Source organism: Polaribacter atrinae (genome assembly GCF_038023995.1).
Lineage (GTDB): Bacteria > Bacteroidota > Bacteroidia > Flavobacteriales > Flavobacteriaceae > Polaribacter > Polaribacter atrinae.
Genome location: NZ_CP150660.1, coordinates 3,819,371 through 3,832,041 on the forward strand (window position 1 = coordinate 3,819,371; position 12,671 = coordinate 3,832,041).

The 12,671-nt window shown below is 27.7% G+C and carries 10 protein-coding genes; all 10 read right to left on the bottom strand.

Features of this window, described 5'->3' with window-relative positions; all coding sequences use genetic code 11:
* Nucleotides 1-764: 764 nt before the first annotated feature.
* Nucleotides 765-1,139 carry a hypothetical protein gene (locus tag WG945_RS16725; RefSeq protein WP_068452097.1) on the bottom strand — a complete coding sequence of 125 codons (375 nt, stop codon included), beginning with the start codon at nt 1,137-1,139 and terminating at the stop codon, nt 765-767.
* A 2-nt stretch (nt 1,140-1,141) separates the two neighbouring features.
* Entirely contained in the window at nt 1,142-2,809 is a 1,668-nt protein-coding gene (locus WG945_RS16730; RefSeq protein ID WP_157603714.1) for a hypothetical protein, read from the bottom strand.
* A 239-nt stretch (nt 2,810-3,048) separates the two neighbouring features.
* The gene (locus WG945_RS16735) at nt 3,049-4,149 is read right to left on the bottom strand and encodes a DUF6438 domain-containing protein (protein ID WP_157603713.1); all 1,101 of its coding nucleotides are present in this window, start codon (nt 4,147-4,149) and stop codon (nt 3,049-3,051) included.
* 624 nt (nt 4,150-4,773) lie between these two features.
* Nucleotides 4,774-5,598, bottom strand: a complete 825-nt coding sequence (locus tag WG945_RS16740) for a hypothetical protein (RefSeq protein ID WP_340866699.1) — start codon at nt 5,596-5,598, stop codon at nt 4,774-4,776.
* A 309-nt stretch (nt 5,599-5,907) separates the two neighbouring features.
* Entirely contained in the window at nt 5,908-6,702 is a 795-nt protein-coding gene (locus WG945_RS16745; RefSeq protein WP_068452234.1) for a hypothetical protein, read from the bottom strand.
* Between the two features lie 244 nt (nt 6,703-6,946).
* Complete coding sequence (locus WG945_RS16750) at nt 6,947-7,498, bottom strand: hypothetical protein (protein WP_157603721.1); 552 nt, start codon at nt 7,496-7,498, stop codon at nt 6,947-6,949.
* Nucleotides 7,499-7,652: 154 nt separating this feature from the next.
* Complete coding sequence (locus WG945_RS16755) at nt 7,653-8,501, bottom strand: hypothetical protein (protein WP_068452260.1); 849 nt, start codon at nt 8,499-8,501, stop codon at nt 7,653-7,655.
* Nucleotides 8,502-8,889: 388 nt separating this feature from the next.
* Nucleotides 8,890-9,471: an O-methyltransferase gene (locus tag WG945_RS16760; protein ID WP_068452263.1), complete on the bottom strand. Its 582-nt coding sequence runs from the start codon at nt 9,469-9,471 to the stop codon at nt 8,890-8,892.
* A 182-nt stretch (nt 9,472-9,653) separates the two neighbouring features.
* Nucleotides 9,654-10,805: an erythromycin esterase family protein gene (locus WG945_RS16765; RefSeq protein ID WP_068452266.1), complete on the bottom strand. Its 1,152-nt coding sequence runs from the start codon at nt 10,803-10,805 to the stop codon at nt 9,654-9,656.
* 141 nt (nt 10,806-10,946) lie between these two features.
* The gene (locus tag WG945_RS16770; protein WP_068452269.1) at nt 10,947-12,662 is read right to left on the bottom strand and encodes an ATP-dependent nuclease; all 1,716 of its coding nucleotides are present in this window, start codon (nt 12,660-12,662) and stop codon (nt 10,947-10,949) included.
* Nucleotides 12,663-12,671 lie beyond the last annotated feature (9 nt).

The following is a 12,671-nucleotide window of genomic DNA, read 5'->3' on the forward strand; positions in this document are numbered from 1 at the left end:
ACGTGTTTGTGTAATGAAAGTTGCGATTTTTGTGAACGGCTATTTTCCGTAGGAAAATTGAAGTGAATAAAAATGCAACTACTTTTGGTAAAACACTAATTTAGCAATTTTTAATACACGGTGTTGCAAAATCGTTGTTTTTTGTTTTCAATTTAGTTTTTTTACTTTCAGTTTTTCATAAATTTTATATTTCTTAAGGATTTTCAATTCCGCAACTTTGATTTTCCACATTTTGCTGAATTACTCAAACTTTTTGAATTCAGAACTTGAGTAAGAACTCCGCGTTTTTATTTTCAGAGTTTGTGGAAGTTCCACAATTTAGAAAATTCAACAAGTTGAATTTCACGAGCGAGAGAGTGTTCCACAATTTTCAAATTAATATTATGATAATAATCGTGAAAGTTCATAAAAGAATAATATTATGCTTGCAATTACTACGCCTAAATTTCTTATGTAAATTTTTAAATCTATGTAATGTTTAGTTTTTTTATATTCGGCATAATCTTTTTTTAAATTTAGCATACAGTAAATTCCAAATCCGATAAATACTAAAATAAATATATCTAAACTTTTCATTTTATTTTTTTCAGTTTAAGTCATTTCCGCAAACTTGCTTGACAATGTTTTGCAACGTGTTTGTATAAGAAAAGTTACGTGTTTAAAGCGTTAAAGTTAGCAAATAAAAGCCAAATAGAAAGTCTGTAAGGATTTTCGTAAATTGGCTTTTACTAGTAATTTTTTTTATACGGTGTTGTGGTTTGTATTTAATCAATTATTTTATCTTCAACTAACCATATTTTCTCAACTTCTATTAAACAGCCATATTTGTAGTTATTTTTGATAAATATATAAAATGAGTACTCATTATAATATTCAGGAAATTTTTTCGTTTTATTCTTCTTTACAAAATCATCTATTGTTATAACATATTTTTTTATCGAACTGTAATTAGCTTCTGTCTGTTTATGCTTTTTTTCTATAAATTGATATGTTTGATTATTACCTATTTTATAAATTTTTTTCTTTTTATTAAAAACTATTGTATCTTTATTTATATCATATATAAATATTATTTTTTCTTTTTTTTGAGCAAAAAGACTATATGTGGATAATAAAAATATAAATATTATTTTTTTCATAATTACTGACAATTAGGATTACTTGTATTAAAATTGTTAATAGTATTTAGAATATTTAGTCTTTCGGAAAGAGATGTGTTTATCCATGCTTGAGTTGAATTAGAATACAAACCAGTAGATGAATTGAAAGTGCCAGAACCCATTAATCCAACCCAAGACAGGGCATTGTATGTTTGTTCGGATTGTGTACTATCAAAATTTTTCAAAGCTTGTTTTATAATTCCCCTATAATGTTGAGCCATTGATTCGTGTTGTGGACTAGAAGGGGTTTGTCCTTGTGGTAAATTCCATTTCCACCTCATATAATAGTCGTATAAACCAGGATAATCGTTTTTCAGTTGTATAATTTGATTTTGGTCTAACTGTATACTTGGATGTTGAGCTACCGAAAGTAGTTTTCTGAAAATTTCAGCATGAATTATTTCATGTATCATAGTTCTAGCAATAGACAATCGAGGCCTAGCAAGATTATTTTCATTAAATGTAATACTAATTAAATAATTTTGTGGAGCACTTGTTTCTGCATTTGTATTTGAAGGTAGGGATGTACTTGATGAAAATCTTAAATGTGCTACTGAAAACTCTGGTTCAAAGTTTTGTAAATATTCTTTAAATTTAGTTGCTTTTCCCATTTTGTCATAAACAGATTTTAAACAGGAATTGTCTTTGAAACTATCATCTATAAAAACTTGTTCATCAAAAGTACATTCATCTATATTTCCTCCATTTACTGAACACTCACAAACTTCATTAGTATACCCTAACATTAGACAGCCTTCATACTCATCAATGGTACAATCTCTATTTAAATCTCCTGGTAAATCACATTCTTCACAGTCTAAACTAGCAACACATTCTTGTTCTAAATTAGTAGGTAATCCACCACCACCAGAAGGAGCAGTTGAAACACCACCAGTATTTGTAGGATTTCCACTAGTATCATCGTTTGAAGGACCTCCACTACCACCACTAGCACCTCCACATTCTCCAGAGATTGTGAATTTACTAGGTGGATTACCACCACTTAAATTCGTCCAATAATCACATTCCCAAACTGTATCTTCATTTTGAAAACTATGATTTCCAGAACTACAAGTTTCGTAAACTGTTTGATCTCCACAAAAATCTCCTTTAGCTAAAGTATTATTACTATTGTAAGAGACTACTTTTCCAATTCCATTTGGTTGAATAACAACTTTTTGAAGCAATTTTCCATATAAATTACTAACGTAGAATGTTTTTGTGTCTTGTGGGTTTGGGTAGGTTAGTAAATAAGAATTGTTAATTTCTCCAGTTGTTACTGAAAATAAAACTCTTTTATAATTACCAAAAGTTTTAACAGGAGCACTTAATACTTCAGTACTATCAGTTAAAGAATAATATGTGTTTTCTAGATTTAATCTTTCAATAAGTTCTTCAAATGTTAATTCTCCAGCTGTATTTTTGTTTAGCGAGCTATTATTTTTTTTTGAATCTTTGACTTTTGCAGCGACTTTTTTAGTTGTTTTTAAATTTAAAAAATTCTCTTTTGATATACCATATTCTATAATGCTTTTCTCTGGACTTATTTCTTCATTAGTAATATTATTTTGACAATTCCAAAGTAAAATAGAAACTCCAAAAAGTAGAATTCCTGTTTTTAAAAGGTTAGGTAGTTTGTTTTTTTTCATTTTCATAGTTTTATAAAATTAGTAATTAATATTCAATTTATTGTAAATAAGCAAAGATTTTTAGGTATTCTATTTCGCTTTTAGACTAGCGAAATATAAACCACAACGGTTTTGTGTATGGCTCGTTGCGGGAAATCAGCTATGATTTTCCGCCGTAACCGAAAGATAGTGAATTGCAATGAATTCCGATTAGGAATTCAGCCGCAATGAGCTATACACGTTGTTGGCTGTAGTATTTTTTATTTCCAATTTTGATTAAATCTTAATTCGTAAAACATTTCATAAACTCTTTTAAGTCCATAAGTTCCAATTAGTCCATCGTCTTTTATAGTCTTTACTTTTCCATTGTCATATGTGATTTTTAAAGTAACAGAACTCGAATGAGTTGCACCAGAAGAATATATATTGTCAAGATTAGGAAAGTCTAAATAATTGATAATTCCATAGATTTCTTTAAAATGTCTATTAGAAATTTGAGTTTTATATTCTCCATTAATATCATTTGGTTCTAAATCGTGTGAAAAGTCTTTATCAAACCAATTATAGTTTATAGCATTGAATATCCCATTTTTATTTTTATCTATTGAAATAGTAAATTCGGGACAGCCAGCTACACAGCCTTGAGCAATAAATTCTATGTTCTCAATATCGTATTTATTATTATTTTCGTTTTGCTCAATAAAAGTTCCATATTTATAAACTATCGGAATAGTTCTTTTCAATTTTTTTAATTCTCCATTTTCAATTTTGTAGTCAATTGGTTTATACAATTCAATGTAAGAGCCATTTTTAGTTTCAATAATTTTAGGAACTAATGATAACGATTTGGTGATAAAGTTTAAATCGATAGGATTAATGGAATCATTTCCGAAATTCATAAGTGAATAAACACTGAAATCACAAGAAATAGATTCACCATCATCACATCCAGCCATTGCTATGCAATTATGTCCATCTCCAATTATCAATAAATCAGTTAAACCATTGTTGTCAAAATCCGATTTATAAAAGCTTTTCCTTATTTTTAAAGAGTCGGCAACTTTTTTAGTTAAAGTATCCTCGTCAAATCTACAGTCTCTTTTAAATTCACTTATTTTTTTAAGTTCAAATTCCTCAAATTTCCTATAAATTCTAATCGAATCATCGGATATTTTTTGTTCATAAAAAGGATATTGTAATTGATTGACAAAAGTTTGAACTTCTTTTTCAGATTTTAAACTGTCAATTTTTGAAGAAATGATTTCTGCTTTTTTAAATTCAGATTCGAGGTGTTTTTCGTTATCTTTTTTTTTGCAATTCACTAACATCAAAAAAAGTAAAAAACTTATTAAATATCTCATAGTTTGAGGTTAAGTTATATTACAGCCAACGGTTTTGTGTATGGAAAGTTGCGTTGAACGAGCGCGAGGATTTTCCGAAGGAAAATCAGACGCAAACAAAAACGCAACGACCATTTGATTTGAATAAAATAAGCAATTTTTTATACACGTTGTTGTAAAAAGTAGCGACACATTTGAGTAAGCACGTTCAGTATTGAATTCCGATAAAAATTTTCAGATTCAGAGTTTTTCAGAAAGTACTTACTTAAAATTCAAAAAAAATTCGAAAAACTAAACTGCTTTTTTTTATTCCGATTTTAGATTCCACAAACTGGCTCAAATTCCGTTCGAGTGTGTTTTCCGATTCAGGCTCAATTCCACGCAATGCTTGGTTCAAATTCCACGTTTGAGTAAAAAGTCAGCGTAGAGTTAGTCAAATCCGAGTAATTTCAGATTCAATTCATTCAGTTAAAATTCGGGTTTGAGTTTTTTCGGAGCTATTTTTTACAACGTTGTTGTATAAGCTTTGTTGCGTTATTTAAGCAGTGAATTTAATAAATAAAACACGAACGGCGAAATTCCGGAGGAATTTCCCAAGTGAGCTAAAACCAGCAATAAAGTTTATACGGTGTTGTGTGTAGTTTTTTATTTTACAGGACTAAAATCCATTATTCCAATAAAAAATATTGATTCATTGTTAACTGTAATTATTTTTTTTCCGTTATAAAATTCTACGGCAAAACAATTTGTGTCAAAGACATCAATAATTTTTCCTGTTTGTCCTTCCTTCAATTTTTTATTTAAACTCTTTTTTAATATAATTTTCTTATTTACAACTTGGTTGATTAGTTTTTGCTGTAATTCGGGAGATTTTCTATTATTAATTTGTTTTTTTCCTGCGTTTTTTTTGAATGTTGTTATTCCTGTATCTTTATATGATTTTTCTAATTTTTGGGCAAGCAGTTCAGGCTGATAAACAATTTCAGGACTTATATATATGTTTTTTTCAATAATTTTTATATCTGAATCAATTTTCAATACTTTCCTGATGTTATCAATCATTAAAATATTATATTTAGGATAATTTCTTCTTAAAGCTGATAATTTTTCTTGAGTTTTGGGTTCTGTACTTAAGCCATTTAAAGAATGTATTTCTTCAACTGTATATAAGTTTTTCCTTACTTCAGGAGTTATTTTTTTAGAAATATATGTAGGATTCTTTTCTACTTTTTTTATAGCGTCTTTTTTTTCGGTTTTTTCTATATTTTTAATTTTTTTTATAATTTTTTTCTTTTTTTCTATTGGTGATTTTTCTTCTAATTCTTTTTTTAGTTTTTCTTTTATAGATTCTAAGTTTAAGTTTTCTTTTTTTGATGAAATATTTTCTTTTATTTCTGTGGAAAATATTTTTTTAGAAATTATATATGAAAATATTATTGTTATGAATTGCAAAATTAAAAGCCAAGACATATAAACTTGTAGAATAGTAAAGATACAGATTAAAACGATTGCCGTAATTCTTGATTTTTCTCCTAATTTTCCTGCAATTAATATCGCTAAAAAAATTCCTATTTGATAAAGTAATACTTCCATTTCTTTTTCTTCTTTTTTTTTGGGGATTCAGTGGCTTAATTACACACAACGTTGTTGTATATGGTTTGTTGCGTGTTTAAAGCAACTAATTTAGTAAATAATTACGGACAAAGAAAGTCCGCGAGGACTTTCGCAAGTAGGCAAGAAGCCAGCAATAAATTATATACGGTGTTATAGCCCGTTTTTTTACCCGAAGTAATAATTCCAAACTTCTTTATTAATTCCGAATTTTCCTTGCCACCAATCAACTGGATATGACCAATCTGTTTTATTAACTGGTCTATCTTCTCTTTCGTTGTAAGGTATAAAATTATTATAGAAACCTTTCTGGTCTTCAGTTTCTAAAATTCCGCATATTCCTAATATGTTAAGAATATTTTCTCTTTCATTTATATTCGATTTAAAAACTTTCGATAATTTTTTTTCCAATTGTCTTGGTCTTTCTTCTTGTGGTAAATTAATAATCACATTCTTAATATCCTCTAAAATTTCGTAATCCTCTTTCGTTGGTTTTGCATTTGTTATTTTTTCTATTTGTTCTAAATCAAATAATACATATTCTATACTCGAGAATCTAACTCCGCCCCATTTAATTTTTTCAAAATTTAAAACATTCAAATCATATTCAGTTTTTCCCTTATTATAAATTCCGCAATTTTTACAAATTTTGTAATCAGTTGATTGGAATTTATGTGTTTTAAAAACTCGAGCAATTGCAAAACTCGAAAGAAACGAACGATATTCTAATTTTCTTGAAGTCAAACTTGCGATAAAAAAGTCAACAACTTGTTGCTTGTCAATTTTATCATAAACTTTCAATAATTTTCTCCCCAATTCTTCGTGGTCGATTGTGATTTTTTCAAACATTACTCCTTTTGATTTCGCATATTCAAAATCTTTTGTGCCAGTAATTTTTTCATCTCTCCAACCAGAACTGGTCCAAAATGTATTTATTAAAATTTTTTTAGCTTTGGTATCCATCGGTTTTTTTAAATGGGCTATAACGGTTATGTATATGAAAAGTAGCGCTGAAAATAAGCGATAACTATTCGGATGAAACACAAGCCAAATTTTTAGATTTTACTATTTATTTTATTTTTTGGGAAATCGTCAAATTTAAAAATTTGTCGACTTCCTAAAAATGAACGAACCTTTGTGTTAGCAACTACTCGCGGTATTTTTTATATACGTTGTTGTAAAACGTTTTATTTTCGAATCATTAATTTTAAAGTTCACTTCCTTTTTTAACTCCCATTTCAATTAGCATATCCCTTAATTCAAACAAACCATCTTCGTCATATTCATTGAACTTTTCTTTATCTGCAATAATCATATTGACATAATCTAAAATAGTTTCTTTTTTACCCTCAATAATTTCATATAATTTCCAATTAATTGAATAGAGTTCATCATTTTCTGCTAAATGATCTATATATGCATAGTCTTGTAAAGCGATCATTCTTTTAAAAATATGCTCATTTTTTCTGTGTTTTGTATTTGAGTCATCTCCACAAATTAAGTTTTTATGATTATCATTCAAAAATTCGGAAATTTTATAAAATTTATTTGGGTCATCAAAGTCAACTTGTATTTTTTTTAATATTACGCTTTCAAACGAAACAACAGGTGTAGGTCCATGCAAAGCAAGATATGCAGCCCTACAAATCGAAGATCTCAAATCATCGTTTTCAACAGGTGGTAAGGTTTGAGAATAAACTTCAGTATAACATAGAATTACTAATAAATTCAGAATAATCTTTTTGGAAATATTTTTCATTTTTAAATGTTTTACAACGTGTTTGTATATGGTTTGTTGCGTGGTTTAAGCAACTAATTTAGTAAATAATTACCGACCAAGAAAGTCCGCGAGGACTTTCGTAAGTAGGCGAGAAGCTAGCAATAAATTATATACGGTGTTGCCAGTAGTTTTTTTATGTTCTATTTCTATATTCTAATCCTCTAATTTGTCTTTGAACTATATCGTTAATAAACTTTTCTAAATCGCAGGATTCTATTTTCTTAATTTCAAAGTTTATTTTTTTTAGATAATCATCATAAAAATATTCAAATGGCGTTGTAATTGAGTCAAGTTTAAAGCTATCACTTCTAAACCTTCCTAAATCGACAATCATATTGTATACTGAATTTACTATATTATATCTTGATGTTGTTGTTATGATGTTTTCCTTGTTTATTTTATCGGTTAATCTTTGACTGAAAACTTCTGAAATTGGTGCTTCAAAAGCAAAATTCCATTCTCCGTGTTGAACCTTGTTTCTAATTGCAAAATTTGGTGTTAAATTTTCAGATATAATTCTCCGTAACGTTAAGTATTGTTGAACTAGTTTATTCCCAAGATTATGTCTTTCTCCTCTAATGTTTACTTGAGTACAAAATTCATCATTGTCAGGTGTTAAATCATAAGCAAAACAAAAAACAATTTTAAATATTTCTAACCATTTTTCAATTAACGGTTTATTGAGTATATAATTTCGTTGATTATCGTTCAATAGGTCTTTTTCGTATAATAACCGTTTTAAGCTCTCTTCTGCCCAAGAAACTTGTATTCCTGACAATATTCGACTAAAAGATAACTCCTTTTCTTGTAATCGAATTTTTTTTATGTCGGTATCTTGTAAGCTATAAATTAGCGTTCCATTTTTATCAGTAGACTTATAAAATGATTTTATTTGATTGCGCATTTCAATATATCCAATTTTCAAGGATTTCATATTGGAATTGTGATAATCAAAGTAATTTCTTATTTCTTCTTCTGTCATAGTTGATTAATTGGGAAGAATCACGGCCGAAGAAAGACTTTTAATACTCCTTCGGCCGGGAATCGAACCCGACAAAACTGAATTGCTTCAGTTGGACACCTGTCCACGCTTCTTTTAGTGAAGACCTTTATTTTATTTAGTTACAAACAAAATTCAAAATTTGATTTGTTACTTGATTTATTTGTGAATTTAATATATAAAATACGATTAATCTATATTTTTCAATGTAATTTTCACGTTTCGGCTTAAATTACTGGCAACGGTTACGTATATGGAAAGTTGCGTGTTTGTGTGCGAGGATTTTCCGAAGGAAAATCAGAAGCTAGCAAACAAAGCAACTAACATTGGTTAAGCACAAAAAAGCAATTTTTTATATACAATGTTGTGCTTAGTACTTTTTTGTTGCAATTATAATTCCAGTTGACCAATTCATTTTTGTCAAATTGAAATCTTTTCTGTTTTCTAAATATTCAATTAATTTGTCAACATTTTCTTGATGTCCATCTGGCCAATTTGGTTGAGCTAACATATCGTCAATTATATATAATCCACCAACTTTTATCATATCAAGAATTTCCTCAATCTCACTATATTTTCCAGGCCAAGCGTCTGCAAAAACTAAATCGAATTTATCTTCATTGTGATTTTTTATCCATTCAGTTCCGTCTGCACATATTATTTCCACTCGTTTATCTTGTCCGAAATAATTTTTAGCTATCTCAATCAATTTAGGGTCATTGTCAATACTAATTAATCTAGATTCAGAGTCCATTCCGTCTATCATCCAAGAGAGTGATAATCCAATTCCAGTTCCTAATTCCAATAAAGTTGATTTAGGTTTAGATGTTATAAGTGTTTTTAGAAATGTTCCGATGTGTAAGTCAGAAGGCATTGTAAATCCTATTTCTTTAGATTTATTCTCAATTTCTGAATGAATTTTTGGTTTGTCAAGAATATTTAAATCGTTCATAATTTTTTATTAATGTTTTTTCCGTGTCGTTTTTCGTATTAAGCACAACGTTTTTGTGTAAGATTAGTTGCGTGTTTTAAGCACTTAAGTTAGTAAATAAATCACAGATAGAAAGTCCGCAAGGACTTTCGTAAATTGGCTAAAACCAGCAATTAATTTTACACGGTGTTGGCAACTGTAATTTATTTTTCATATTTAACTTCTTCTCCTCTTGCTATGAAAACAAGAGTATCAAAGTGATTCAGTAATTTTGTTTTGTCATTTGGTAAATTAAAAATATACATATCATTAAAAAATTTATTTCTTAATTCTATATTTTTTGATATTATTTTTTTCGCATCTAGAAAATAATTCCTTTCAAGAGAAGGCAAAAGAGACAAAATATTATTACTTTTTTTTCCAGCTTTTATGATGTCTTTTTCTTTTCTTTCAGGTAATCTTATTGAACCAAAAGCAATATGATAAGAACTATTTGGATTTAGTTCTCTAAATTGATATCCCATAGTTTGACCATTCAGTAACGTACTTTTAGATTTTGACATATGTCCATTTGCAAGCCAAACAATAAATTTTTTATTTGGATTATTTTTGACTAAAAAATTAAGATTTTCAGCCATTTGTTTGTCTCTTATTGGAATTCTATTCTTATCTGAATAATTGTCTTTTATAGTATAAAGTTCAATAGCACTTTCAATACTTTTTAAAATTTGATTCCAAATTTTGTTTGTTTTAATTAATTTATTTTTTTGAAGTTCTGTAATATATGCTTTTAGATAATCAATTTCTTTTTGTGATAATTTCTTTCTACTATCATACTGATTCTTTATAATTAATTTGATAAGTTTAGTAAATTTTGTGCTTAATTCAAATTCGTCTTTTTTAAGAATTTCAGATAGTTTTTTCGTGAAATTTTGATATGAATACCTTGAATATAATTTATTGTCAAATCCCCAAATTGTCACTTTATTTTTTTCAAGGAAATCGAAGAGTTCTTTACATTGATTTGACTTATTCCACATTGAATATAAGTTATGTTTATTGTGGTCAAATAATAGAGCGAAAAAATCACTTTCGAAAGCAATGTCTTTGTAACCGTGTTCAGTTACCAAATATTTTACAAATTCAGTTTTAGCAAGAAAATCAGAACCACTATAATGCACAGATTCTCCAAGAAATACTGTTTGTTTTTCACTAACATTATGTTCAATGACTATCTTAACTTCATCAGTTAATAAATTATTTATTGAATTCAATTCGTAAATATCTTTTTCAATTTGAGAGAAGATAATTTGATTTGAAAAAAATAATATTGATAGTAAAAGTGCTTTTCTCATTATTGTTGCCAACGTGTTTGTATATGGTTTGTTGCGTGGTTTAGCACGTAATTTAGCAAATAAAAACCGAATAGAAAATCCGCGAGGATTTTCGTAAGTAAGCTAGAACTAGCAATAAATTATATACGGTGTTGTACAGCGTTATTTTAAATTTTCAAATCTTTTTATAATATATCTCATTGAATAAGGTAAATTCCTTTTTTCAGAATTATTTATAATATTGAGTAACACATCTAAGTCCTTAATTCTTTCATCTCTGTTTTCAAATAAATAATTTGAATTTCTGTTTTCCTCGTCAATATTTAAATAACTATAGGTCAAATTTTTACCATTAGATGTTGATAAAAGGTCCATTTCTAAATTATAATTCATACATATTAAATCAAAATCAGGTGTTAATTGTAAAGATTTTGTATGGTTAGAAAAAAAGTATTTCTCTATTAAATCTCTTTTTGCTTTTATAGGTAACAATTCAGGAATTAATTTGGTTGATTTAAAAGTGTCTTTGTACTTAAAGAAACCATTACTATCACGACTAGTACTTTTTTTACCGTTAGAATATGGTAGGAAAAAATCTTTATCAACTACAAATGTTTTAGGTAAAGCTAATTCCTTGATTAAATAAAATGCATACTTTAAGGATGTAATTCCACCAAGTTCTAATACAGATACACCATTTTTTTCAATGTTAATTCTGTCTTTTAAGAGTAGATTTCTAATCACTTCGGAATCGACTGGACTTTCTGTAACTAAAATGTGATTTGCAAAAAAGAAGTCTGAATTTCTAAATCTATGGAACTTATTGTATTTTAACTTGTCAAGATTGTAGTCATCCCAAAAGGTATTGCTCAACTGTTTAATGATAGATTTGAACTTTCTCTTTACACAATCTATTTTTCTTATTAAAATTATATCGGAGTGTTCTAATTGGTCTATTAATACGGTTGAATGAGTGGTAAATACAATTTGGATATCATTATTGTTACTTTCCTCAACCAAAGAATAAATCAATTCTTTTTGTGCTTGAGGATGAAGATTTATTTCAGGTTCTTCGATTCCAATAATGAAATTAGAATGACTTAATTCAGCTAGATATTTATATACTGAAATCGCTACCAAACTTTGTATTCCGCTCCCACATTCTTCTAGTTTAAAAAACCTGTCTCCTTCACTTATTTTAATTGCTAAATCATTAATGAATAATTCATAACTTAAAGGATATTTGCTGTCAATCGTTATTTCAAATCCCCTTTTTGCTAAATATTTGCTTTCAATTCCTTTTGATACTTTTTTAAGTGCTTTGTCTTTAAAATATTCAAACGCTTTTTTCACTTTAGGTGTGAGTGTGTCTCTTTGTGAATAATTTTCAAGGAAAAATTTGTCAAAAAGATTTCTTAAAACTCCTGTTTCATTCTCTAAGTTATTGATTAATCCTCTTTCAGATGGGATTAGTACAAATTGAATTTCTGTATGAAGAGATTTAAGTTCATCGTCTGTTAAAACCTTATATTTTTTATTTACGTCTAAAATTGAATAATCAAGTTTTTTTCTTTTTTTATTATACTCTTGTTTAATTTTAACTATATCATTTATCAAATAATTTATAAAGATTGAGTTTTGTGAAATATTAGAAAATGAAATGATAATTCTTGGAACAGAATAAGAAGTACTAAATAAGTTCGTGCCATCATTGTAAAATCTAAGTTCTAAATTAGGATTGAAAAAAGAATTTAATGCTCTCATAATTCCTGATTTTCCAGAATTATTTTGACCGACAATCGCGTTGAGATTAGTTAAGTTAAATTCTCCTTTTTCAATCGAACGAAATTTTGAAATTTCGACCTTATTTATTTTCATAGATTATGT